The sequence below is a fragment of the Streptantibioticus rubrisoli genome (assembly GCF_024436055.1).
In the GTDB taxonomy this organism is placed as follows: Bacteria; Actinomycetota; Actinomycetes; order Streptomycetales; family Streptomycetaceae; genus Streptantibioticus_A; species Streptantibioticus_A rubrisoli.
The window spans coordinates 40,995-63,535 of record NZ_JANFNH010000006.1 but is presented as its reverse complement, the minus strand read 5'-3'; the positions used below and the strand labels follow the sequence as shown (position 1 = coordinate 63,535).

General features: G+C 71.2%; 24 protein-coding genes, 1 tRNA gene and 1 pseudogene. 17 read left to right on the top strand and 9 right to left on the bottom strand.

Translation table 11 applies throughout. The features are described 5' to 3' along the window. Positions 1-28: 28 nt before the first annotated feature. From galU to NON19_RS09565, 7 genes are all read left to right on the top strand, one after another. The gene (gene galU, locus NON19_RS09595) at positions 29-937 is read left to right on the top strand and encodes a UTP--glucose-1-phosphate uridylyltransferase GalU (protein WP_255926295.1); all 909 of its coding nucleotides are present in this window, start codon (positions 29-31) and stop codon (positions 935-937) included. After that, complete coding sequence (glp, locus tag NON19_RS09590) at positions 934-2,238, top strand: molybdotransferase-like divisome protein Glp (protein WP_255926293.1); 1,305 nt, start codon at positions 934-936, stop codon at positions 2,236-2,238. Before galU ends, glp begins: the two co-directional genes overlap by 4 nt. A 76-nt stretch (positions 2,239-2,314) precedes the next feature. Continuing rightward, positions 2,315-2,818 (top strand): cyclic pyranopterin monophosphate synthase MoaC, encoded by a 504-nt coding sequence (gene moaC, locus NON19_RS09585; protein WP_255926291.1) that lies wholly within the window; start codon positions 2,315-2,317, stop codon positions 2,816-2,818. Next, positions 2,815-3,318 carry a MogA/MoaB family molybdenum cofactor biosynthesis protein gene (locus NON19_RS09580; protein WP_255926289.1) on the top strand — a complete coding sequence of 168 codons (504 nt, stop codon included), beginning with the start codon at positions 2,815-2,817 and terminating at the stop codon, positions 3,316-3,318. Before moaC ends, NON19_RS09580 begins: the two co-directional genes overlap by 4 nt. A 56-nt stretch (positions 3,319-3,374) precedes the next feature. Further along, positions 3,375-3,938: a GNAT family N-acetyltransferase gene (locus tag NON19_RS09575; RefSeq protein ID WP_372514061.1), complete on the top strand. Its 564-nt coding sequence runs from the start codon at positions 3,375-3,377 to the stop codon at positions 3,936-3,938. Positions 3,939-4,089: 151 nt separating this feature from the next. Further along, a complete protein-coding gene (sepX, locus tag NON19_RS09570; RefSeq protein ID WP_255926285.1) occupies positions 4,090-5,076 on the top strand; it encodes a divisome protein SepX/GlpR in 987 nt (328 codons plus the stop codon). Positions 5,077-5,144: 68 nt separating this feature from the next. Then, positions 5,145-5,218 (top strand) — tRNA-Ala (locus tag NON19_RS09565). Positions 5,219-5,250: 32 nt separating this feature from the next. Here the strand turns inward: NON19_RS09565 and NON19_RS09560 are convergent. The 3 genes from NON19_RS09560 to NON19_RS09545 form a co-directional block, all read right to left on the bottom strand. Then, positions 5,251-5,610, bottom strand: a complete 360-nt coding sequence (locus tag NON19_RS09560; RefSeq protein ID WP_255926283.1) for a tyrosine-type recombinase/integrase — start codon at positions 5,608-5,610, stop codon at positions 5,251-5,253. A 133-nt stretch (positions 5,611-5,743) separates the two neighbouring features. Continuing rightward, positions 5,744-5,926: a site-specific integrase gene (locus tag NON19_RS09555; protein ID WP_255926281.1), complete on the bottom strand. Its 183-nt coding sequence runs from the start codon at positions 5,924-5,926 to the stop codon at positions 5,744-5,746. Positions 5,927-6,337: 411 nt separating this feature from the next. Next, positions 6,338-6,679: a nuclease-related domain-containing protein gene (locus NON19_RS09545; protein ID WP_255926279.1), complete on the bottom strand. Its 342-nt coding sequence runs from the start codon at positions 6,677-6,679 to the stop codon at positions 6,338-6,340. A 522-nt stretch (positions 6,680-7,201) separates the two neighbouring features. On the opposite strand from NON19_RS09545, the gene NON19_RS09540 reads away from it, so the two are divergent. Next, on the top strand, positions 7,202-7,576 hold the full coding sequence (locus NON19_RS09540; RefSeq protein ID WP_443729335.1) for a DUF7144 family membrane protein: 375 nt from the start codon (positions 7,202-7,204) through the stop codon (positions 7,574-7,576). A 194-nt stretch (positions 7,577-7,770) separates the two neighbouring features. Here the strand turns inward: NON19_RS09540 and sigJ are convergent, their stop codons facing one another. Further along, positions 7,771-8,703, bottom strand: coding sequence for an RNA polymerase sigma factor SigJ (sigJ, locus tag NON19_RS09535; RefSeq protein ID WP_255926277.1), 933 nt, complete (start codon positions 8,701-8,703; stop codon positions 7,771-7,773). Positions 8,704-8,945: 242 nt separating this feature from the next. On the opposite strand from sigJ, the gene NON19_RS09530 reads away from it, so the two are divergent. Continuing rightward, complete coding sequence (locus tag NON19_RS09530; RefSeq protein ID WP_255926275.1) at positions 8,946-9,419, top strand: carboxymuconolactone decarboxylase family protein; 474 nt, start codon at positions 8,946-8,948, stop codon at positions 9,417-9,419. 52 nt (positions 9,420-9,471) lie between these two features. Beyond that, positions 9,472-9,858, top strand: coding sequence for a DoxX family protein (locus NON19_RS09525; RefSeq protein WP_255926273.1), 387 nt, complete (start codon positions 9,472-9,474; stop codon positions 9,856-9,858). Positions 9,859-10,043: 185 nt separating this feature from the next. Here the strand turns inward: NON19_RS09525 and NON19_RS09520 are convergent, their stop codons facing one another. Together NON19_RS09520 and NON19_RS09515 are read right to left on the bottom strand one after the other, a co-directional pair. Next, positions 10,044-10,985 carry an NAD-dependent epimerase/dehydratase family protein gene (locus tag NON19_RS09520; RefSeq protein ID WP_255926271.1) on the bottom strand — a complete coding sequence of 314 codons (942 nt, stop codon included), beginning with the start codon at positions 10,983-10,985 and terminating at the stop codon, positions 10,044-10,046. Positions 10,986-11,107: 122 nt separating this feature from the next. Beyond that, the gene (locus NON19_RS09515; protein ID WP_255926269.1) at positions 11,108-12,085 is read right to left on the bottom strand and encodes a ScbA/BarX family gamma-butyrolactone biosynthesis protein; all 978 of its coding nucleotides are present in this window, start codon (positions 12,083-12,085) and stop codon (positions 11,108-11,110) included. Positions 12,086-12,223: 138 nt separating this feature from the next. On the opposite strand from NON19_RS09515, the gene NON19_RS09510 reads away from it, so the two are divergent. Beyond that, positions 12,224-12,985 carry a ScbR family autoregulator-binding transcription factor gene (locus tag NON19_RS09510; RefSeq protein WP_255926267.1) on the top strand — a complete coding sequence of 254 codons (762 nt, stop codon included), beginning with the start codon at positions 12,224-12,226 and terminating at the stop codon, positions 12,983-12,985. 42 nt (positions 12,986-13,027) lie between these two features. Here NON19_RS09510 and NON19_RS09505 read toward each other — a convergent pair whose 3' ends face one another. Both NON19_RS09505 and NON19_RS09500 read right to left on the bottom strand, forming a co-directional pair. Continuing rightward, positions 13,028-13,750: a TetR family transcriptional regulator gene (locus tag NON19_RS09505; protein WP_255926265.1), complete on the bottom strand. Its 723-nt coding sequence runs from the start codon at positions 13,748-13,750 to the stop codon at positions 13,028-13,030. Between the two features lie 490 nt (positions 13,751-14,240). Then, positions 14,241-15,152, bottom strand: a pseudogene (locus NON19_RS09500) (DNA-3-methyladenine glycosylase family protein); the annotation flags it as partial. Positions 15,153-15,484: 332 nt separating this feature from the next. Between NON19_RS09500 and NON19_RS09495 the strand changes: the two are divergent. Continuing rightward, entirely contained in the window at positions 15,485-16,681 is a 1,197-nt protein-coding gene (locus NON19_RS09495; RefSeq protein ID WP_255926263.1) for a MarP family serine protease, read from the top strand. Between the two features lie 148 nt (positions 16,682-16,829). After that, complete coding sequence (locus NON19_RS09490) at positions 16,830-18,026, top strand: glycosyltransferase 87 family protein (protein ID WP_255926261.1); 1,197 nt, start codon at positions 16,830-16,832, stop codon at positions 18,024-18,026. A 3-nt stretch (positions 18,027-18,029) separates the two neighbouring features. Here NON19_RS09490 and NON19_RS09485 read toward each other — a convergent pair whose 3' ends face one another. Continuing rightward, a complete protein-coding gene (locus tag NON19_RS09485) occupies positions 18,030-18,749 on the bottom strand; it encodes a MerR family transcriptional regulator (protein WP_255926509.1) in 720 nt (239 codons plus the stop codon). A 171-nt stretch (positions 18,750-18,920) separates the two neighbouring features. Here NON19_RS09485 and NON19_RS09480 point away from each other — a divergent pair, with 171 nt between their 5' ends. The 4 genes from NON19_RS09480 (at position 18,921) to NON19_RS09465 (ending at position 22,509) form a co-directional block, all read left to right on the top strand. Beyond that, entirely contained in the window at positions 18,921-19,127 is a 207-nt protein-coding gene (locus NON19_RS09480) for a hypothetical protein (protein ID WP_255926260.1), read from the top strand. A 35-nt stretch (positions 19,128-19,162) separates the two neighbouring features. Beyond that, on the top strand, positions 19,163-20,026 hold the full coding sequence (locus tag NON19_RS09475; RefSeq protein ID WP_255926259.1) for a DUF2637 domain-containing protein: 864 nt from the start codon (positions 19,163-19,165) through the stop codon (positions 20,024-20,026). A 117-nt stretch (positions 20,027-20,143) separates the two neighbouring features. Continuing rightward, positions 20,144-21,637, top strand: a complete 1,494-nt coding sequence (locus tag NON19_RS09470; protein ID WP_255926258.1) for a flavin-containing monooxygenase — start codon at positions 20,144-20,146, stop codon at positions 21,635-21,637. After that, entirely contained in the window at positions 21,634-22,509 is an 876-nt protein-coding gene (locus NON19_RS09465; RefSeq protein WP_255926257.1) for an SDR family oxidoreductase, read from the top strand. Before NON19_RS09470 ends, NON19_RS09465 begins: the two co-directional genes overlap by 4 nt. Positions 22,510-22,541 lie beyond the last annotated feature (32 nt).

Genomic DNA, 22,541 nt, shown 5'->3' with positions numbered 1-22,541 from the left:
TTCACGCACAACGGTTATCGTGCGGAACATGACTCAGGTACGCCCTCGGATCAGCAAGGCTGTCATCCCCGCGGCAGGGCTCGGCACCCGGTTCCTTCCGGCGACCAAGGCGACGCCCAAGGAGATGCTGCCGGTCGTGGACAAGCCCGCGATCCAGTACGTCGTCGAGGAGGCGGTCGCCGCCGGGCTCTCGGATGTACTGATGGTCACCGGCCGTAACAAGCGGCCACTGGAGGACCACTTCGATCGGAACTACGAGCTCGAAGAGGCCCTCAGCCGCAAGGGGGACGAGTCGCGGCTGGCCAAGGTCCAGGAGTCCAGCGACCTGGCCACCATGCACTACGTGCGCCAGGGCGACCCCAGGGGCCTCGGCCACGCCGTGCTGTGCGCCGAGCCGCACGTGGCGCGGCAGCCGTTCGCGGTGCTGCTCGGCGACGACCTGATCGACCCGCGCCATCCGTTGCTGACCCGCATGATCGAGGTCCAGGAACGGTTCGGCGGCAGCGTGGTGGCGCTCATGGAGGTCGACCCGGCGCAGATCCACCTCTACGGCTGCGCCGCGGTCAAACCGCTGGACGAGGGGGACGTGGTCCGGGTCACCGACCTGGTGGAGAAGCCAACCGCCGCCGAGGCGCCGTCCTCGTACGCCGTCATCGGCCGGTACGTGCTCGACGCCCGCGTCTTCGACGTGCTCAAGCAGACCCCGCCGGGGCGCGCGGGCGAGATCCAGCTCACCGACGCGCTGCGCGAGCTCGCCCTGGACGAGACGCGGGGCGGCCCGGTGCACGGCGTGCTGTTCTCCGGGCGGCGGTACGACACCGGTGACCGCGGTGACTATCTGCGGGCGATCGTGCGGCTGGCGTGCGAACGTGATGACCTGGGGCCGGAGTTCCGGGCCTGGCTTCGTCATTACGTTTCGGAGGAAATGCAAACGTGAGCAGTCCGAATGAGTCCGCCCGCGCGGCGGGCGGGGGTGGGGCGGACCGCGAGTGGTCGGTGGACGACCACCTCGACGACATCCTGCGGCGACTGACCCCGCTTGAGCCCATCGAGCTGCCGCTCGACGACGCGCACGGCTGCGTACTGGTCGAGGACGTCACGGTGGCGGTGGCACTGCCGCCGTTCGACAACAGCTCGATGGACGGCTACGCGGTGCGCGTCGCCGACATCGCGGGCGCCGGAGCGGACAGCGCGGTGGTCCTCAAGGTCATCGGCGACGTGGCGGCGGGCGACGCGCGGTTGCCCACCGTCGGTCCGGGGCAGGCCGCGCGGATCATGACCGGCGCGCCGCTGCCGCCCGGCGCGCAGGCCGTCGTCCCCGTCGAGTGGACCGACGCGGGGCTCGGCGCGGGCCCGGCCACCACCATGCGGGCCCACAGCGCCCACCCGGGCGGCGCCAGCGGCGAGGTCCGGGTCTACCGGCCGGCGGAGCCCGGCGCCCATGTCCGCGCCCGGGGCAGTGACGTTTCGGCGGGCGAGCCCGCCCTCGCCGCGGGGACCCGGCTCGGGCCGCCGCAGATCGCGCTGCTGGCCGCGATCGGCCGCGGTCAGGTGCTGGTCCGGCCACGGCCGCGGGTGGTGGTGCTGTCCACCGGCAGTGAACTCGTCGCGCCCGGCGAGGAGTTGGGACCTGGGCAGATCCACGACTCCAACAGCTACGCGCTGGCCGCCGCCGCCCGTGACGCGGGCGCCATCGCCTACCGGGTGGGGGCGGTCGCGGACGACGCGGCGACGCTGCGCGCCACCGTCGAGGACCAGTTGATCCGCGCCGACCTCCTCGTCACCAGCGGCGGGGTCAGCGTCGGCGCGTACGACGTGGTCAAGGAGGCGCTGTCGGAGCTGGAGTTCCGAAGGCTCGCCATGCAGCCCGGCAAGCCGCAGGGCTTCGGCCTGATCGGCGCCGACCGCACCCCGCTGCTGGCCCTGCCGGGCAACCCGGTCAGCTCGTACGTCTCCTTCGAGCTGTTCGTCCGGCCAGTGATCCGCGCCCTGATGGGCCTGGAGCCGGTGCGCCGGGAGCCTGTGCGCGCCCGGTGCGCGGCGCGGATCAGCGGTTCGCCCGAGGGCAGGCGGCAGTTCCTGCGCGGCTGGTACGAGGGCGGCGCGGTGACGCCGGTGGGGGGCGCCGGTTCGCACCTGGTCAAGGCGCTCGCGCACGCCAACGCGCTGATCGTGGTGCCGGAACAGAGCACCGAAGCCGCCGAGGGCGCCGAGGTGGACGTGATCCTGCTCGATTGACCGCCGGTGGCTGCCGGTACCGTTGCTGCCACCAGGCAGACGGACTTGACCGGCGGAGCACCGGACCGGGAGAACCATGAGCAGCCCACCTGACCACCAAGGTCATCTGACGCACCTCGACGAGGCCGGTGCGGCCCGCATGGTCGACGTCAGCGGCAAGGACGTGACCGCGCGCACCGCCCGAGCCACCGGGCGGGTACTGGTGTCCGGCCGGGTCGTGGAACTGCTGCGCGGCGAGGGCGTGCCCAAGGGCGACGCCCTCGCCACCGCCCGGATCGCGGGCATCATGGCCGCCAAGCGCACGCCCGAGCTGGTCCCGCTGTGCCACCCGCTCGCCGTCTCCGGGGTGCGGGTGGACCTCGCGGTGGCCGACGACGCGGTGGAGATCGCGGCCGAGGTGAAGACCACCGACCGCACCGGTGTGGAGATGGAGGCGCTGACCGCGGTGAGCGTCGCCGCGCTCACCGTCGTCGACATGGTCAAGGCGGTGGACAAGGCCGCTGTTATCACCGACATCAGGGTGGAGACCAAGACCGGCGGCAAGTCCGGCGACTGGTCCCGCCCGGAGGGCGCCCGGTGAGCGGGCCGTACCGGGCGCTGGTGGTGACCGCCTCCAACCGGGCCGCCGCCGGGGTCTACGAGGACCGGGGCGGGCCGCTGATCGCCGCCGCGCTGGAGGAGCTGGGGTTCGCGGTGGACGGGCCGCGGGTGGTGCCGGACGGCGATCCGGTGGAGGAGGCGCTGCGCACGGCGGTCGCCGCCGGATACGACGCGGTGGTCACCACCGGCGGTACCGGTCTTTCGCCCACCGACCGCACTCCCGAGGCCACCCGCCGGGTCATCGACTTCGAGGTGCCCGGCATCGCCGAGGCGATCCGCGCCGCGGGCCGGGAGACGGTGCCCACCGCGGTGCTCTCGCGTGGCCTCGCCGGGGTCGCGGGAGGCACTCTTGTGGTGAACATGCCCGGTTCGACGGGCGGCGTACGAGACGGCCTGGCCGTCCTCGCACCGCTCCTGGCCCACGCCGTCGACCAGATCCACGGCGGCGACCACCCCCGCACCGACCGGAGACCGAGCTGAACGGACCGTGGGTCACCGAACTGGTGGACGGCGATGTGACGCTCCGCCCGATAAGGATGCGCGACCAGCGCGCCTGGCGGGAGGTCAACCGCCGCAACCGCGAGTGGCTGCGCCCGTGGGAGGCCACCATGCCGCCCGGGCCGCCCGGCCATGTCGTCCACCGTCCGACGTACCGGCAGATGGTGCGCCACCTTCGGGCCGAGGCGCACGCCGGGCGGATGCTGCCGTTCGTCGTGGAGTACCAGGGGCGCCTGGTCGGGCAGTTGACGATCGCGGGCATCACCTGGGGGTCGATGTGCTCGGCGCACATCGGCTACTGGGTGGACGAGGCGGTGGCCGGGCGCGGTGTCATCCCGACGGCGGTCGCGCTCGCCGTCGACCACTGCTTCCGTGCCATGGGCCTGCACCGCATCGAGGTGTGCATCCGCCCGGAGAACGCGCCGAGCCGCCGGGTGGTGGAGAAACTCGGCTTCCGCGAAGAGGGGCTGCGGCCGCGCTATCTGCACATCGACGGGGCCTGGCGGGACCACCTCGTCTACGCGCTGACCGTCGACGAGGTACCGGAAGAGGGCATGCTGGCCCGCTGGCACCGGGTACGCCCTGGCGCGCCCCAGAAATAAAATACCTGTTCGAAATTGGTCGCCCAATGACCGTGTTCCTCGCAAGAGCAGCCCAACAATCACAAAAAAAGTTCGGCATATCAGCCAGATCGTGCGACACACCGCGCCGAATTGCTGTTGGGCCGTCGCTGGGGCCCCTACCGTGTTGGGCGTGAGCAGCAGCGGCCTCATCTACGCAGCCATTGTCGGGGCCTGGGCTGCCTACCTGGTGCCGATGTGGCTCCGTAGGCAGGACGAGCTCAACGAGGCCCGTCCGACGGAACGCTTCAGCACCGCGATCCGGCTGCTGTCCGGACGCGCGGGCATGGAGCGCCGGTACGCCAAGGCGCGCGAGGGCGGCGAGCCGCGCACCGAGGTCCCGGCGCCGGAGCCCGAACCGGAGGTGGACGTACGGTCGCTGGCGATGCCCGCCACCGAGGTCCAGCCGGTCGAGCACACCGCCCCACGCGGCGGACAGCCCCTGCGCACCGCGGAGCGGGCGAAGCTGGCCCGGGCCAAGGTGCTGGCCCGCCGCCGCCGTACCACCACCGTGCTGTTCCTGGCCTTCACCGCGGGCGCGATCGCCGCCGCGGTGGGCGGCGTGGCCTACCTGTGGGCGCCCGGGGTGCCCGGAGTGCTGCTCACCCTCTACATCGCGCACCTGCGCCGGGCCGAGCGCCGCCGCTTCGAGTTCACCATGGACCAGCGCAGGGCGGCCGAGGCGGCCCGGCGGCTACGGGACCGCCCCCGCGAGCGGCCCCGCCCTGAGCAGGCGGGTGCGGCCGTCCAGGAACCCGCCGCCCCCGCCGCCCCGGAGCCGCCGTCACCGCGCGCCGCCGACCGCCGCGCCCTGGTCGAGCAGACGGACCACGCCGAGTGGGTCGACCAGCAGCGCAACCAGGCCACCGCCGACGACGGCTGGGAGCCGGTCCCGGTGCCGCTGCCGACGTACGTCACCGCCCCCGTCGCCCCGCGCGGCACCGGCAGCGTCGACCTCGGCGCCCCCGACACCTGGAGCTCCGCCCGCTCCGGCACCACCGCCGAGCCCGAGCACCCCCACCCCCGCCGCCCCCGCGAGCGGGACCGCGACCGCACCCCGCTGTTCGACCAGTACGCCCCCGGCACCGCCGAGGACCGCCCCCGCGCGGCCAACGAGTGAGGTCCGCCCCTGAACAGGGGGCGGGCACGAGCACCCCCGCAGGGATGCTAGAGTTTTCCTCGTTGCAAGGGCCTGTGGCGCAGTCCGGTAGCGCACCTCGTTCGCATCGAGGGGGTCAGGGGTTCAAATCCCCTCAGGTCCACAGCAGCTCAAAGCCCCTAACGGAGTGATCCGCTAGGGGCTTTGTCGCGCCGTACAGCAGCGAAGTACAGCAACTACTGTTGAGCTTGCTTCTCGGGCTTGCTTCTCGGGCTTGTCGGGTCCGCCCAGGTGCTTGCCGAGCTGCCGCAGGGCCTTGCGGGTCACCTCTGACGGTACGTGCGTGTAGATCTCCATCGTGACAGCGATCTTGCTGTGCCGAAGGATCTGCATCGCGATCCACGGGTGCACGTCGAGAGCGGCGAGCAGCGAACCGCACGTGTGGCGGGTGTCGTGCAGGCGAATCCTGCGGACTCCGGCTTTCAGGGAGCGGGCGACGAACTCCCGGTTGAAGTTGCGCGGTTCGATCGGAGTGCCGTAGCGGGTCGTGAACACGAAGTCAGAATCGGCTCACAGCTCACCAGCCGCTTGCTTTGCCCCTTCCTGTGCCTTGCGACGGAGCTGCAACGCGGTCACGCAGATGTCCGGCAGGGGGAGGGTCGCAGTCGATGCCTCGGTCTTGGTGTGGTCATGCACCAACTTGACGCCGGATGCACTGCAATTGGAGCTGCACCGTGATCTCCCCGGCATCCAGGTTCACGTTCTCCCATCTGAGGCCCAGCACTTCACCCCGGCGGAACCCGAGGAGCAGGATCAACACGTACGCCGGGTACAGCGGGTCGCCGACAGAGCGAGCGTGCTCCAGGAACATCCGCGCCTCCTCGACAGACCAGTTCCTCGGTCATGGCGTTGGTGAGCGCGGATCGTAGAACGGCGCGGGCGTCTTGGACTGTGCGCCGGGAAGGGGCCTGGCCGCAGCACGCGCCGATGGCGCAGCAACGGCGCTTGTCCTTGTCGCGTCGCGCATCCTTGCCCTGAGCACAGCACTGACATTCGTCGGTCAGCTTGTTGAGCCACGCTCGGACATCGCGCACGGTGAGCTTGTCCAGCCGCGTATCTCCCAGGCGCCCGCGTACTCGACATCGAGCCCGGCGAGGCTGTCTGTGTACGGAGTCGGCGCTTCGTACTCGACGGTAAGTCAGTACTACTTTCGACCAACGACTGGCTGAACTGGAACGGGCCACCCGCACCAGTGTTGGAGGACCTTGGACACCCGTTCCGCCTACGCTATCGCGATGCGCAGGTGGTCGGTGCTTCGGTTGTTCACGCGGATCATGTGGTCCGCTACCCAGACGCGTGCACCAGCATGATGCTTGGCGTTGACCGTGAACACGCCGGATGGCCCGATCACCAAATGGTCGATGTCGGCACCGCTCGGCCATTGGATCGCGTGCAAGACCTTCCACCCGCGAGACGTGAGCCGTGCAAGCGACTCGCCCACCATCTGTTCACCAACTAGGCCCGGCCGCCAGTCGTCAGTACCCAACGAGAGTCGGAGCATTTTTGCGACCCAGCGAACGAACGCGCTGCGCTGCCCTTCGATTTGGTGCATCTTGCGTGCCACAGCGGCGCCAGGGAGATTGGAGGCCAGATCGTTGTCCTTCAGTCAGCGGCGGCAGAGTAGGAATCGTCGAACCTGCTGTCATGCGGGCTGGCTTCGCGAAGATCGTGGCCCCACATCGGGCATTAACGGGCAGGTCCACAAGCCTGCCCGATCCGCGGTCCAGCGTAAGGGGCCATGATCACTCGCGCCAAAGCGGCTCCCGGCCAAAGTCGCTACGCCGGCCTCCGTCGCCCTGGCATGATCCCGTCCGTGGCCGAAGACACGATCAGCACCGCCAGCGGCAACGACTGGCCCGCCATACCTGGTGATTTGAGGGATCACCGACTAGTTCCCTGGCCTGAAGTTCGCGATCTCCCCGAGGCAGCTTGCAGTCGCGGTGGCTCAGGATTGCGGTGAAGCTGTCAGGGGGAGCGTGGCTAGCTGCACACGGACAGCGTGTGTCAGTGACCACGCCGTAAGAAAGGCGGCGGCCATGGCAGCGATGCCTAAAGGGGCGCAGCTAGGGCCTGAAAGCAGCGAAAGATCAATGGTGCGTCCCTGTTCGCTGGAGCAGTGCTGATGCTCAGCGGGCCGCTCAGCATTCTTATGGGCGCATCCGGCATCGCGCAGGACACCCTGTTCTCCGCCTCGTCCCCATACGAATATCGGTTCGACCTGACCACCTGGGGCGTGATTCACCTTGTGGTCGGAGTGGCGCTCGTCATTGCTGGCCTGGGAGTCCTGACAAAGCAAAGCTGGGGTCGCGGGGCTGGCGCAACGATGGCAGGGATCAGCCTGATCACCCAGTTCATGTTCGTCCCGTACTACCCAGCCTGGGCCATCCCGGTGATGACACTCGACCTCGTGATCGTGTTTGCGCTGACGAGGTTCCATGTCGGAACCAGCGGCGGTCACTGATCCGAGCCCATCACACTGCACCGGCTCGGTCCCTGAATGGACACGTCCCTCCGGGCCGTCTCTGGGCCGTCCGAGGGCGCACAACGACGACCAACGCTGACAACCATCGACATTAAGCCCCAGGTCGCAGCGTTGATCTGCCAGAGTCCGACGCTCGGGCCCCGTGGAGCCATCGATGGCGAGGTGGGAGTGGATCACTTCTCCGGCAGTCGCGCGACATCGGACACTGGTCCGAGATGGCCGAGTTTGTCGGGGTTGGACACGGAGCGGATCGCCTGGATCACGCCGTCGGCGATGTCGAGTTCGATGACGCTGGCAACGCGCCCTTCGGCGTCGTACATCACGGCGCCCGGCCTGCCGTTGATCCACGCCGACCGGACGGAGAGCCCGAGCAGCCGGGTCCGGCGGAACCCGCCGATGATCAGCTGGGCGACGCGCCGCAGGCCGGTCAGCGACTTTCCGATCGCCCGGGCCTTGCCGCCACCGTCCCCCTGGAACACCACGTCCGGCGCCAGCATGCCGAGCAGCGCGTCCAGATCGCCGCCCTCGGCGACCTCGAAGAACCTGCGGGCGAGCTCGTCCCCCTCCGTACGCCGCGCCGGGGGCGGCGCGATGTCGGCCACCTGCCCTCGGGGAGCGATGCGCTTCCTGGCGCGGGCGAAGATCTGCCGACAGTTGGCCTCGGACTTGCCGATCATCCTCGCCACGTCCGGGTAGCCGTACCCGAAGGCCTCGCGCAGCATGAACACCGCCCGTTCCACCGGGGTGAGGGCTTCGAGCAGCACGAGGAACGCCATCGACAGCGAGTCGGCCAGTTCGGCGTACTCGGCCGGTCCCGGCCGGTCGGCGGACACCACGACCGGCTCGGGCAGCCACTCGCCCACATAGGTCTCCCGCCGTACCCGCGCCGAACCCAAGTAGTTGATCCCGAGCCGGGTCACCGAGGTGGTCAGATAGGCCTTCAGGTCGTTGATCGTGGTCCCCGCCTGGTGCGCTCGGGCCAGGCCGAGAAAGGCGTCCTGGACCAAGTCCTCGGCGTCGCCCACGGAGCCGGTCATCCCGTAGGCGATGGAGAACAGCAGTGGCCGGTAACCGGCCGCGTCCGTCACATCTGCTGGTCCCGACATGGAACCCTCCCCCCGTTCGCGTACCGCGGATTCCGGCCGAGCCCACTCGCTAGCCGCCTCGTCCGACGATCCACACAGCGTCCAGCAGGGTATCCGAGGCCGGTTCCCCGCCCGCGCCGCGGTCGTCTGTGCCATCTGGCGACGGCTCGGCGGGTGACGCAGGTCATATCCGCTTCTGTCACAGCTCGCGGGGGTGCCCTGTCTCAGAGGGCACCAACGGAACACCGACACGGGAGCACATGATGGAAGCCCGCCTGAACCCCTTCGCCAGCCCGGTCATGAGCAAGGTCTTCAAGCACCTCATCGCCGCGAACCAGCTGATCGCGGACTCGACGCTGCCCCACGCGACGCAGGAGCTCGTGAAGCTGCGGGCCAGCCAGATCAACGGTTGCGGGTTCTGCGTCGACATGCACAGCAAGGACGCCGCGCACGCCGGCGAGACCGCGACGCGCCTGAACCTGGTCGCGGCATGGCGGGAGGCCACGGTGTTCACCGACGCCGAGCGCGCCGCCCTGGAGCTTGCGGAGCAGGGCACCCGCCTCGCCGACGCCGCGGGCGGGGTCACCGACGAGGTCTGGGCCAACGCCGCCAAGCACTACGACGAGGAGCAGCTCGCGGCCCTGGTGTGTCTGATCTCCGTCATCAACGCCTTCAACCGCGGCAACGTCATCACCCGCATGCCCGCTGGCGACTACCAGCCCGGCCAGCACGGGTGACGGGAGACCCTCCGTACTCCCGTTCCGCCACGAACCCTTCCGGGAGAAGCTCATGAACCTCGCACTGTGGATCGTCGCCGGACTGCTTGCCGGTGCCTACCTGTTGGGCGGCGTCTTCAAGGTGGTCATGCCGAAAGAGAAGATCGCCGCGGCCGGGTCCAGTGGCCGATGGGTCGATGACTTCAGTACGGGCGGCGTCAAGGCCATCGGAGCCGTCGAGGTCCTGGCCGCGGCCGGTCTGATCCTGCCCGCCGTGCTCCACATCGCACCGGTTCTGGTGCCATTGGCCGCCCTCGGTCTGGTGATGCTCATGCTTGGTGCGGCGGTCACCCGGTTCCGGCGACACGAACTCAAGCTCGTGGTGCTGGATCTGGCCTACGGCGCCCTGGCCGCCTTCGTGGTCTGGGGCCGCTTCGGGCCCGAGTCCTTCATCAGCTGACGGGAAGCGGCACCTTCCCTCGCAGTCGATGGGCCCAAGCCGTCATGCCATCACTGAACGGCATCCTCGCAACTGGCCGTGGTTCTGCCGGGGTTGGGGTCCCCGTGGGCTGCGGGGAAACGGGTGGTCCCGGCCGCCAAGTGGCGTGTGAGGTGGGCGGATTGGCGGCGGGGGCGCGTGATGCGTTACGCGGCCTTGGCGGCGTCGCGGTACCAAGGGGTGTGGGGCGGGAAGCGGTTGGCGAAACCGGGGCCGGGGGTGCGGTGCAGCGCGGTCCACAGTGGGTCGCTGTGGAACCAGTGGTCGACGGCGACCATGTCGAGGTCGTGGCTGGTCCTGCCCTGGGCCAGCAGATGCGCCCGGGCCGCCGGGTAGTCACGGTCGACGGTGGGCCAGGGCAGGCCGTAGACCTCGCTGAGCGCGCGCAGCAGGTCCGCCACCAGGACCGGGTGCGGGTGGTTGGCGTGGTAGACGGACGTGGTGAGGTCCTCGCGCGGGGCGAGGGCGGTGCCCAGTACCGCCTGGGCCAGGTCGTCCACGTCGATCAGCGACACGCGGGAGCGCCACCCGTCCACCGTGCTGCCGAGCGCCGCCATCAGGTCCCGTAGCCCGGGGGCCACCCAGCGGTCCCCGGCGCCGTAGACCATGTGCGGGCGTAGCACGATGCCGTCCGCCGCCAGCACCGCCAGCTCGGCGGCGGCGCGGCTGCGCGAGGTGGCTGAGGCGGGAGCCAGCGCGAGGTCCTCCGGCCGTTCGCCGCGGAACGGGCCTCGCCCGTACACCGCCGCCGTGCTCACGTAGACGATCCGGGCCACGCCCGCCCGCCGCGCCTCGGCCATCAGCGCCTCGGTGCCGTGGGCGTTGACGGTCTGGCAGGTCTCGGCGGGGCCGCCGATCTGCGAGGCGCAGTGCACCAGCACGTCGACGCCCGAGCACACACCGCGCAGTGACCGCGGGTCCGCCAGGTCGCCGGGGACCGTCTCCACGCGCGGCGAGGCGGGCGGGACCAGCGCCTTGCGGTGGACCATCAGGCGCAGTGCCCGGTCGGGCAGCAGCCGGGCGGCATGGTGGACCACTCGGCCGCCGATGAAGCCGGTGGCGCCGGTGATCATGATGGTGCCGGGCATGGGTTCCCGATCTCCCTGTCTCGCCGCGGGACGTTCCTTGGGTTCTCGCCGGTCACGGCGGGATGGAATTCCCTTTTCCGGGATTTCGCGGTTGTCAACCCCCTGTCGAAGGTTGGCCGAATTCAGCCCAGTGGCCGGGTGGTGACCGTGCAGTTGAAGACGGTCTGGTCGTTCTGGACCGCGGTGACCAGAACCGGGGTGTTGCCGTCCGCGCCGCGCTGTCCGACTTCCGCCTCGATGTGGCACGGGGTGTTGAGTTCCACGTAGTGGGCGAAGGAACTGGCCATTCCAAGGGCCTGTACCGGTACCGGGTGCGTTACCGCCTGGGCGGCCTGCCGGGCGGCTTCCAGGAGCAGCATTCCCGGAACGTGGTCGACGGGATGGTCGAAGAAGATGGGATGCGAGGTGTCCGCCCGCAGCAGCCAGCGGTGCCCGGTTCCGGAACCGGAGAGCACCACGTCGCGGGAGTCCCTGCGGCCCACCAGGTCCGGTTCGACCGCGGGCGGCAGCGCGATCTCGTTGGCGACCGGACGCTCGCCGCGGACCCGGTGGTAGACGGACGGCGACAGCGTCTTGTAGGCCGCGCTGGCCACGGCGACCCGGATTTGCCCGAGCCAGACGTGCGCCCGGTACCACATCGAGAGCTGCTTGCCGCGCTGGACGACGTCATGGCAGGTGATGTGGAGTTCGACCTCGCTCGGTACCGGCTCCACGGTGAGGGCGTCGCGCACGGAGGTGTACTCCAGGCTCGACATGAGGAAGTGATGGCCGAGCGGGACGCCGTACTCGGTGTGGGCCAGTAGCGTGCCGCCCTGGCGAACCGTTTCCGCGATCAGCAGTGGATCCTGCTGGCCGAAGCGCGGCGCGAACAGCGCATGGCCACGCGGCCATTGGCCCCGCACAATGAAACCGTCGGGATCGCCGGTTTCCCAGCCGGTGAGGAAGACTTCGCTTATGGCCGCCCGATGCACGTACTGCCGGGGCACTGTGGTGGTGAGCGTGGGTATTTCGCGCGCCGGGGTGGACTGCGGTGGGGCGGCGAGTGTGACAGCCGAACGGGAAAGCGGGATACGCGGTGCGGTGACACTCGACGATCGCATGGAAGATACCTGTCTCTGCGAGGGCAGTGGACAAATGGCGAAGCCGCGGATCCGGCGCTTCTCTTACGGATCGGCGACAGACGCTTCGGATAAGGTACAGACAAGCCGGTTTGGTTTTCAAAGGGCTCAGGAGATGAAATGGCGCAGCAGGCGCGGGCGGTGAAGACCCGGCGCACAATCCTGAAGGCGGCCGCCGAGGTTTTCGACGAGTTCGGCTACGAGGGAGCCAGCACCACCGAGATCCTCGCCAGGAGCGGGCTGACCAGGGGGGCGCTGTACTTCCACTTCCCGTCGAAGGAGGCCATCGCCGATGCCGTGGTGGACGCGCAGTCGGAGGCGTTGGTCCCGCCGGAGAACGAGGTGAAGCTGCAGGCCACCATCGACCTGGCGATGGCGTTCGCGCACCGGCTGCGCACCGATGTCGTACTGCGCGCCGGGGTGCGGCTCAGCGTGGAGCAGGCGTCGTACAAGAACCCCAACGTCGCGCCCTACCAGGGCGCCGCCGACGTCATCCTCGATCTGCTGCGGCAGGCCCGGGAACGCGGTGAGCTGCTGGCCACCGTGGACCCCGAGGAGGTCTCGCAGCTCATCATCGGCGCGTTCACCGGCATCCAGCTGCTGTCCCAGGTCTACGGGCAGCGGCGGGATCTGCCGGTGCGGGTGGCCGCGCTGTGGAAGTACCTGCTGCCCGCGCTGGCGATCCCCGGGCTGCTGCCGCACCTGGTGGTGGACCCGCAGCGGGTCGTCATGACCGGCCCGGTGCGGCCCGCGGACCAGGGCGAACCGGCCGCGGACACCAGCGGGTTCGACGCGGACGGTTTACCGGGCCGCGCCCCCGGTAGCCGCTCGGTGGCCGACGAACTGGAGGCCTCGCTGACCGAGGCGCTTCCCCAGGTCTGACCCAACCTCCCGCGTGCTCACGCCAATCGGGCGGGGCCGCGGTCAACTGGCGCGCGCGGTGCCGGAGACCCCCATCAGCTCCGTCGGGCTGGACGGCACCGGCACGCCCGGCGTCAACTCCCGCACGTCGCCGAGCCTTTTTTCCTGGGCGGCGGGCTCGGTCCGCGTGGCGTCCGCCCCCTCCTGCTGTGGCCCGGCGAACAGCATCAGCAACTGCCAGATGCCGCTGGTGACTTCGGGGTCCCACCACTTCTCGTCCTCGCGGCCCAGCGACTCCAGGCCCACGGTGACGGCCGCCAGCAGATTGGCGGTGTGCGTCGCGTCGGCGCCCTGGCGCAGCGCGCCTTCGGCGGCGTCCTTGGCGAGTCGGCCGCGAAGCGTGGACAGCCAGGTCTCGCGCAGCGACTCACCGCCGGTCACCTTGCTGATCGCGCCCTCCGACTCAAGGCGCAGTCCGGCGCGCAGTACGTGGTCCTCGCGCATCCGCCGGGACATCGCGTCGGTGAACCGGGCGGCGCCCGCGAGCGTGGAGGACTGGCCGTCGAGATGCTCGTGGGCGAGCGCGCGCACCGAGCAGCGGGCCTCGTCGGTGACGGCGGTGATCAACTCGTCCTTCGAGGCGAAGTGGAAGTACAGGGCCCCCTTGCTCACCCCGGCGGCCCGGCTGACGTCGAGAAGACCGGTGCCTTTCATACCGCGATCGTCGATCAGCTTCGCGGCGGCGTTGATGAGGGCCTGGCGAGTTCGAGCAGCACGGACCTGCATCGGCCGGTACCCGTCCTTTCGTCGTGGAGGGAGGTTACGCGTCGTCGGCGGGTCGTTACGGGGTGCTTCCTCAAGTGAACGGCGCGGTGCCCCGCCGCAACGGCCTTTGTGCGGTTTCCGTGGGCATCTTGCCACTGTCCCGAGGAAAAACAAACAATACTGTCGGGTTGATTCCGTAAAACTGACGGGCGGGTAGCTGTGCGCCAGCTGTGCGCTCCGGTGCTGGGGCGTAGGTGATAACCGCAGGTCAGTAGGTACATTGCGGGAGTGCTCAGGCCGTTGGGCGGCCCTGTGGCGCTACGTACGGCGTATGCGGGGATGGGTCGCCGGGTCTGTGAGGGGCGGTGTCGGGCCGCCACAAACAGGCAGGCCGGTTTCCCCGTACAAGACCCGGGCGAAGTAAGCGGTTTCCACGAGCGAGGGCAAGGGGACCGCACGGAACGAGCCATCCTCGGGACGGCGGAGGGGTCCAACGGCGCGGTGGTGCGTGTCAGTTGGCCGGGATCCGGTTGATGGGGTGGGTGCCGGTGGCCCACAGGTACTGCACGGCGTAGGCGCGGTAGGGGCGCCAGCGGGCGGCGTGGCGAACGAGGGCGGCGGGGGTGGTGGGCAGGCCCAACTCCCGTGCCGCCAGGCGCACTCCGAGGTCGGTGGGGAGGAAGGCGTCCGGGTCGCCGAGCGCCCGCATCGCGATCACCTCCACCGTCCACGGCCCGAAGCCCGGCAGTCGGCGCAGCCGCTCGCGGGTGCGGTCCCAGTCGCCGTCCGCGTCCAGGGCGAGCTGCCCGTCGGCCAGCGCGGCCACCAGCTCGACCAGCGTCCTGCGCCGCGCCCTGGGCATCGCCAGCGCCTCCGGGTCCAGCGCGGCCAGCGCCTCGGCGGAGGGGAACACATGCGTCAGCCGGCCCGCCGGATCGTCGACCGGCTCACCGTGCGCCCTGACCAGCCGCCCGGCCAGCGTACGGGCCGCCGCGGTCGACACCTGCTGGCCGAGCACCGCGCGCACCGCGAACTCCGCGCCGTCCACGGTGCGCGGCACCCGGCGGCCGGGGTGCCGGGCGATGTGCGGCGCGAGCAGCGGATCCCGGCGCAGCAGACCGTCCACGGCGGCCGGGTCGGCGTCCAGGTCCAGCAGGCGGCGGCAGTGGCCGATCGCCACCGCCTCGTCCCGTGCGTCGGTCAGCCGCAGCTCGGCGGCGATGCGGTCGCGCCCGGGGCGCAGCGCCACGATGCCGGGGCCGTGCGGCAGCCGCAGCGTGCGGCGGTAGGCGCCGTCCCGCCACTCCTCCACGCCGGGCACGGCGGTCGCGATCAGATGCCCGAAGAGGTTGTCCGGGCACAGTGGAGCCCGGAAGGGCAGTTCGAGCCTCACCGCTCCAGCCTCGCGGATCGGCCGCGGCGCGGCTGGCGGAAATCCGACATCGACGTGCGACCAGCACGCGTGAGAGCGTGCGACCCGCACGTGTGTGAGAGGCGCGACCCGCACCAGTGAGAGCGTGCGACCCGCACGCGTGAGAGAGCGTGCGACCGGCACGTGTGTGAGAGGCGCGACCCGCACCAGTGAGAGCGTGCGACCCGCACATGTGAAAGCGCGCGACCAGCGCACGTGACACAGCGCGCGACCCGCACGTGTGTGAGAGGCGCGACCGGCAACGCGCGAGCGACGTGCGACCGGCCACCTGTGAGAAAGGTCGCGAAGGGAACCGTGGGCCGTTCCGTCGCGTTTTCCCCCGTATGAACCTGCTAGACCTGCTGCTTTTGCTGGCGGCCGTCAGCTATGCCGTCTCCGGCTACCGCCGGGGGCTCGTGGCGAGCTGCATCCTGCTGGCCGGGTTCCTCGGCGGCGCGGTGGTCGGCGTGTGGCTGCTGCCGTTCGCGTTGCGGCCGGTGGCCGCGGGCACCGTGGCGGCGGCCGTCGTCGCGCTGCTGGTGGTGCTGGTCCCGGCCGGGCTGGGCCACGCGGCGGCCGCGCGGCTGGCGTGGAAGGTGCGGCGCGGGCTGAGCTGGGGGCCGGTCCGCTGGGTGGACGGGATCGGCGGCGCGGCGGCCGGTGCCCTGGCGCTGCTGGCGGTGGCCTGGCTGATGGCGAGCGTGCTGGCGACCGCGCCGGTTCCGGCGCTCAGCCAGCAGATCCGCAACTCGACGGTGCTCGGCGCGGTGGACCGGGCGATGCCCGCGCAGACCCCGGCGTGGTTCAGCCGGGCCACCGACGCGCTGTCCGGAGCGGGCTTCCCGCAGGTGTTCAACCCGTTCGAGAACGAGCCGACCACCAGCGTCCCGGCGCCGTCCGGCGACGCGGTCACCCCGGCGGCGACCACGGCGGCGCGGCGCAGCGTGGTCAAGGTGGTGGGCATCGCCGACGTGGACGGCGGGGAGCGCGGCCAGGAGGGCAGCGGGTTCGTCTACGCCAGCGACCATGTGATGACCAACGCCCATGTGGTCGCCGGTGTCCAGGAGCCGACCGTGCAGATCGGCGGGGTCGGCCCCAGGTACGACGCGAAGATCGTGCTGTTCGACCCGCGCGCCGACGTGGCGGTGCTGGACGTGCCGGGGCTGCCCGCGCCCGCCCTGCCGTTCGCCCCGCAGGCCCACCGCGGCGCCCCCGCGGTGGTGGCAGGCTACCCCGAGGACGGCGGCCTCGACCTGCGGGCGGCCACGGTGGCCAGCCGACTCACCGCCACGGGGCAGGACATCTACGGCGACAACACCACGACCCGTGACATCTACCAGCTCCGCGGCGACGTGCGGCACGGCAACTCCGGCGGCCCGCTGCTGACCACCGGCGGCAAGGTCTACGGGGTGGTGTTCGCCCGCTCCACCTCGGACGCGGACACCGGCTACGCGCTGACCGCACAGCAGGTCGCCGCCGACGCCAGCCGGGCCGCGACCGCCACCGAGCCGGTCAGCACCGGCACCCGCGCCGCGCTGTGACGCTCACCCGGACGGTGTCATTGACGCGCCGTCGACCGCCGTTCATCGTATGGTCATCTCAAGGTGGGCCGGTACCGACAGTCTTCCCCGCGGCGGCGGGCGGCGGAGAGGCCTGAGAGCTGTGTGGTGGCGCAGAACGAGATGGGCGGTGTTCGCCTGGGCGGTGACCCGGGCCGTGCTGCTGCTCGCGCTGTTCGGCGTCTGGCGGTACCCCGGCGATGACGTACGGCCGGACGTGGCCGTCATCTACCACGGTTGGTACGCGCACCTGCTGAGCGGCGGCTTCCCGGTGGGTGACACCACCTGGCAGTACCCGCCCGCGGCGGCGGCCGCCTTCCTCGCCCCGGCCCTGCTGCCGTTCCTGTCCTACGCGTCCGCCTTCTACCTGCTGGCCTGCGCCGCCGACGCGGTGGTCTTCGCCCTGCTGCTGCGCACCGCCCGGGCCCCCGGCGGACGGCTGGACGGGGCGTGGCTGTGGATCGCCGGGGTGGCGGTGCTCGGGCCGATCGCGCTGGCCCGCTACGACGTGATGGCGACCGCGGTCGCGGTGGCCGCGCTGCTGGCCGTCGCCCGTCATCCGCGGGTCGCCGGGGTGCTGGCCGGGATCGGCGCGATGGTCAAGGTGTGGCCGGTGCTGGTGCTGGCCGGGGTGGCGGGCGGCCGGGCCGCCCGCCGGGTGTGGCTGTCCGCGGTGGCCACGGTGGCCGCGCTCGGGGTGGTGTTCGCGGTGTTCACCCGGGACGCCTTCGCGTTCCTCACCGAGCAGCGGCAACGCGGCATCGAGATCGAGTCGTTGGGCGCGCTGCCCTTCCACCTCGCGCGCTACCTCGGGCTGTGGTCCGGCACCTCGCGGCTGCACTACGGCTCCTTCGAGTTCCTCGGCCCGTATGTGCGCACCATGAGCGAGCTGGTGCTGGCCGCGTCCGTGCTGGCGTTCGGCTGGCTGGTGTGGTGGCGGCTGAAGGCCCGCGCGTTCGACCACGCGGTGCTGTACGACGCGGCGTTCACCGCGGTGCTGGTCTTCATCGTCACCAGCCGGGTGCTCAGCCCGCAGTACCTGATCTGGCTGCTCGGCCTCGGCGGGCTGTGCCTGGCACACCGGCACACGGCACAGCGGTTGCCGATCGGGCTGGTGCTGGTGGCGTGCGTGTTCACGGTGCTGGAGTTCCCGATCGGCTTCGGGCCGGTGGTGCGCAGCAATCTGCCGGGCATCGCGGTGCTGCTGGTGAGGAACGGGCTGCTGCTGGCGGCGAGCGTGTCGGCGTGCCGCCGACTGTGGCGCAGCACCGCGCCGCCGCGGATCCCGGTGGCGGAACCCAGGCGCGCGGAGCGGGTAACCGCCTGACGGTCAGGGCCTGTTGTGCTGGCGCAGCCAGTCGTCGAGTTCGGCGCGCACCCTGCGGTCCATGGCCATCGACAGTTCGGCGTCCACCACGTTCTTCGCCAACGGCCGCAGCCGGTCCAGCGCTTCGGCCAGCCGGGCCGCCCCGCCGGGCGGCAGCCCCTCGCAGCCCTCCGCGACCGGGTCGATGACGTGTCGGCGGACCAGCACGGTGAACAGGTCGGCCAGCGCGTCGACATGCGCCCGCACCTCGCGGCCCGCCGCCAGCACCGCGGACAGCGGCACCCCTTCGCGGACCAGCGCGGCGGAGGCGTCCAGCAGTCGGCGGCTGATGTGCGTGACATGCTCGCCGTCCACGCTGACGTAGCCCAGCTCCACCGCGCTGGCGAGGTGGTCCGCGGTGACCTCGGCGCCGAAGGAGTCGGCCAGCTCGCCGGGGGTGAGCCGCACCGGGGTCTCCTGCGACCAGGGCGCGGCGATGGCGTTCTCCAGGCCGAGCAGTTCGCCCACGTCCCGGCCGTTCTCCCAGGCGGCCAGCAGTTCCGCGATGCCCCCCAGGGTGTGACCGCGCTCCAGCAGCGCGGCGATGGTGCGCAGCCGGGTCAGATGGGCCTCGGAGTACCAGGCGATCCGCCCCTCCCGGCGCGGCGGCGGCAGCAGCTTGCGCTCCCGGTAGAAGCGCAGCGTCCGCACGCTGATCCCGGCCAGCTCGGCCAGCTCCGGCATCCGGTACTCAGCTGCGGCCCGCCGCCCCGGTGACTCCTGCACGTCGGCCAGCTTACGTCCGGCCGCCCGCACGGGTTCGCGGTCTGGTTATCGGAGTGCGTGAGGGCGACGGGTTGGACAATTCACTCAGGTGGTCCAAATCCCCGCATACGCTTCCTCGTTGGTGGGTGCGTGACGACAGATTGCCTGCGGGGCACAGCGGCCAGTCGCCGCGACGAGAGGGTAGAGGCGTCTCTTCGCTACGGGGGATGGGGCCTGCCCGGCGCGGTGGACTACGAGCACAGCGCCGATCTGCTGGAGGAGTTGTTCGGGGTGCTGGACGGGCTGCAGGGCGAGTTCGTCCGCCGGTACGGCGCGGTGCCGGGTGGGCGCCCGTGAGGGGGTACCGGGCCGCCCCCGGTGAGGGTTGGGACATGGCAGAGGTGTCGTACGGGACGGCCCACGACACCACGTACGGCAACCCGTACGGTGTCTCGTACGGCGTGCCGCCCGGCTACGGCGCCGCCTCCACGTACCGGATGCCGCACGACGAACCCGTCTACCAGGCCGGTTACGAGCCGTCCTTCGAGGCACCGTACGCGGCACCCGAAACCTCCTTCGAGGCGCCGTACTTCGCCCCCGAGACACTGGACGGGCAGGACCAAGTCCTCGACGGCAACTGGGACTTCGACGCCGGTCTCGCCCAGCTCCTGGAGCAGTCCGCGGCCGACGAGGGCGGCGATCCCGAGCTGGACGACGACTACGACGAGCCGCCGCCGGTCATCCCCCGGCAGCGGGGCGCCCGTCGGCGGCCCGGTCGGCTGATCCGGCTGGTCCAGCAGCTCCGGGCCAAGTGCCCCAAACCGTTCCCCTGGCTGAGGGTGTTCAGCCTCGTCATCGCCGCGGCCACGGCCGCGATCGTCGCCATGTTGAGTGTTCTGGGAGGAGTCATCTCCTACGATCCGCTGCGCCGTCTCGCATCCCCCGACGCCCCCGAGGGGGTCGTCGCCCTGTGGCCGCTGCTGGTGTACGGGCCGTGGATGGTCGGCTCGCTGTCGATCCTGCGGGCCGCCGTGCACCGGCGCCGCGCCGGGCACTCCTGGGCGGTGGTGGTCATGTTCTCCGCCATCGCGGTGTACCTGTGCGTGGCCCATGCGCCAAGGACCGTGCTGGGCATGGCGGTTGCCGGGCTGCCGCCGGTGACCGCGCTGGTCTCGTTCCACCAGCTGGTCCGTCAGATCACCCTCACCAACCCGCCGCGGCACGCGCTGCCCCGGCAGCGGCACGGCCGTGGCTGATCCGGTGCGCACCGACCCCTACCGCCGGTAACGCGACTGCTCTACCCTCCGAACTGTGCCAGTGATTGCTGGCGCGATGCGGTGGGCGGGTGACCGGTACGGGCAGGAGGCAGCGGCATGGCCGAGCGCGAGCACACTCGGGTGGCGGTGATCGGATCCGGCTTCGGCGGGCTGGGGGCGGGGGTGCGGCTGCGCCGCGAGGGCGTCACCGACTTCGTCATCCTGGAGCGGGCCGACGCGGTCGGTGGCACCTGGCGGGACAACGACTATCCGGGGTGCGCGTGCGACGTACCGTCGCACCTGTACTCGTTCTCCTTCGCGCCCAACGCCGCCTGGCCGCGCACCTTCTCCGGGCAGCCGCACATCCGCGACTACCTGGAGCGGGTCACCGACACCTTCGGGCTCCGCCCGCACCTGCGGTTCAACTCCGAGGTGCTGCGGGCCCGTTGGAACCGCGAGGCGGCGCACTGGGAACTGCTCACCGCCAGCGGTGAGCGCACCGCCGACGTGCTGATATCCGCCACCGGGCCGCTGTCCGACCCCAAGGTCCCGGACATCCCCGGACTGCGCGACTTCCCCGGCCGGGTCTTCCACTCCGCGCGCTGGGACCACGGGTTCGAGCTCGACGGCAAGCGGGTCGCCGTGGTCGGCACCGGCGCCTCCGCCATTCAGATCGTGCCGTCCATCCAGCCCTGGGTGCGCCGGCTGACGGTCGTGCAGCGCACCCCGCCGTGGGTCCTGCCGCGCATGGACCGGGGCATCAACGCGGTGGAGAAGTGGCTGCATCACACGGTCCCGGCCACTCATCGGGCCCGCCGTGGACTGCTCTGGCTGATCAGGGAGTTCCAGGTCGGCGCGTTCGCCAAACGGCCGCAACTGATGAAGGCCACCGAGCAACTCGCCAGGGCCCATATGCGCCGCGCGATCAGGGATCCGCTGCTGCGGTCCAAGCTGACCCCCGACTACACCATCGGCTGCAAGCGCATACTGCTGTCCAACGACTACTATCCGGCGCTCGCCCGGCCCAACACCGAGGTGGTCGCCTCCGCGCTCACCGAGGTGCGCGGCTCGACCGTGGTCACCGCCGACGGTACCGAACGCGAGGTGGACGCCATCGTGTTCGGCACCGGCTTCCACGTCACGGACATGCCGATCGCGGACCGGGTGATCGGCGCGGAGGGGCGGACGCTGGCCGAGCACTGGAAGGACGGGATGGCCGCGCTGCGCGGCAGCACGGTCGACGGCTTCCCCAACCTGCTGATGATCATCGGGCCCAACACCGGCCTCGGCAACAGCTCGATGATCCTGATGATCGAGTCCACGCTCAACTACGTCGCCGACTACCTGCGCGTCCTCGACCGCACCGGCGCCGCCGCGCTGGACGCCCGGCCGCGGGCGGTGCGCTCGTGGAACGAGGCGTTGCAGCGGCGGATGGGCCGCACGGTGTGGAACAGCGGCGGCTGCGTCAGCTGGTACCTCGACTCGGCGGGCCGCAACACCACGGTCTGGCCCGGCACCACCGCCGAGTTCCGGCGCGCCACACGGCAGGTACGGCTGGCGGAGTACGAGCTGCTGCGCGTACCGACGGCTACGAAGGGAGCGGGAGTATGACGGTCAGGGGACAGGTCGTGGTGGTCACCGGTGCCGCGCGTGGCGTCGGAGCGTTGCTGGCCCGCACGTTGGCGGCGCGCGGGGCGCGGCTGGCGCTGGTCGGGCTGGAGCCCGCCGAACTGGCCAAGGTGGCGGGCGACTTGGGGCCGGACGGCGCCGCGTGGCAGGCGGACGTCACCGACGGCGAGACGATGACCCGGGTGGCGGGGGAGATCGTCGAGCGCTACGGCCGGGTGGACGTCGTGGTGGCCAACGCGGGGATCGCCACCGGAGGGCCGTTCCTGGACGCGGATCCGGTGTCGTTCGACCGGGTCATCGAGGTGAACCTGCTGGGCAGTGTCGCCACCGCACGGGCGTTCCTACCCGCGCTGGTGGCCTCGCGCGGCTACTACCTGCAGATAGCGTCGCTGGCGGCGCTGACCCCGGCGCCGATGATGGCCGCGTACTGCGCCAGCAAGGCGGGCGTCGAGGCGTTCGCGCACAGCCTGCGGGCCGAGGTGGGCCACCAGGGCGTCAAGGTGGGAGTCGGCTATCTCAGCTGGACGGACACCGACATGGTGCGCGGCGCGGACCAGGACGCGGTGCTACGGGATCTGCGGGCCAGACTGCCCTGGCCCCTCAACCGCACCTATCCGCTCGGCCCGGCCGTCGACCGCATCGCCGCTGGCGTGGAACGCCGGGCTCCGCATGTGTACGGTCAGTGGTGGCTGCGCGGAATGCAGGCGGTGCGGGGCTGTCTGCCGGGGCTGGTGGGGACGGTGGGGCAACGCGAAGTCCGCCGCGCGGCGGCGCGGTTGGCCATCTCGTCAGGCCGCAGGGGACTGGTCGGCCCCGGCGGCCAGGCGGACGAGGCGCACCGCTCACGCCGTTGAACTCCGCCCCGCGGGGCGGGTGCGCCGCCCCG

Excerpts from the sequence above, each read along its gene's own strand:
- galU (WP_255926295.1), top strand. The coding sequence starts at position 29 with ATGACTCAGGTACGCCCTCGGATCAGCAAGGCTGTCATCCCCGCGGCA.
- moaC (WP_255926291.1), top strand. The coding sequence starts at position 2,315 with ATGAGCAGCCCACCTGACCACCAAGGTCATCTGACGCACCTCGACGAG.
- NON19_RS09575 (WP_372514061.1), top strand. The coding sequence starts at position 3,375 with ATGCGCGACCAGCGCGCCTGGCGGGAGGTCAACCGCCGCAACCGCGAG.
- NON19_RS09555 (WP_255926281.1), bottom strand. The coding sequence starts at position 5,926 with ATGTTCCTGGAGCACGCTCGCTCTGTCGGCGACCCGCTGTACCCGGCG.
- sigJ (WP_255926277.1), bottom strand. The coding sequence starts at position 8,703 with ATGTCGGGACCAGCAGATGTGACGGACGCGGCCGGTTACCGGCCACTG.
- NON19_RS09530 (WP_255926275.1), top strand. The coding sequence starts at position 8,946 with ATGGAAGCCCGCCTGAACCCCTTCGCCAGCCCGGTCATGAGCAAGGTC.
- NON19_RS09525 (WP_255926273.1), top strand. The coding sequence starts at position 9,472 with ATGAACCTCGCACTGTGGATCGTCGCCGGACTGCTTGCCGGTGCCTAC.
- NON19_RS09520 (WP_255926271.1), bottom strand. The coding sequence starts at position 10,985 with ATGCCCGGCACCATCATGATCACCGGCGCCACCGGCTTCATCGGCGGC.
- NON19_RS09515 (WP_255926269.1), bottom strand. The coding sequence starts at position 12,085 with ATGCGATCGTCGAGTGTCACCGCACCGCGTATCCCGCTTTCCCGTTCG.
- NON19_RS09510 (WP_255926267.1), top strand. The coding sequence starts at position 12,224 with ATGGCGCAGCAGGCGCGGGCGGTGAAGACCCGGCGCACAATCCTGAAG.
- NON19_RS09505 (WP_255926265.1), bottom strand. The coding sequence starts at position 13,750 with ATGCAGGTCCGTGCTGCTCGAACTCGCCAGGCCCTCATCAACGCCGCC.
- NON19_RS09495 (WP_255926263.1), top strand. The coding sequence starts at position 15,485 with ATGAACCTGCTAGACCTGCTGCTTTTGCTGGCGGCCGTCAGCTATGCC.
- NON19_RS09485 (WP_255926509.1), bottom strand. The coding sequence starts at position 18,749 with ATGCCGGAGCTGGCCGAGCTGGCCGGGATCAGCGTGCGGACGCTGCGC.
- NON19_RS09475 (WP_255926259.1), top strand. The coding sequence starts at position 19,163 with ATGGCAGAGGTGTCGTACGGGACGGCCCACGACACCACGTACGGCAAC.
- NON19_RS09470 (WP_255926258.1), top strand. The coding sequence starts at position 20,144 with ATGGCCGAGCGCGAGCACACTCGGGTGGCGGTGATCGGATCCGGCTTC.
- NON19_RS09465 (WP_255926257.1), top strand. The coding sequence starts at position 21,634 with ATGACGGTCAGGGGACAGGTCGTGGTGGTCACCGGTGCCGCGCGTGGC.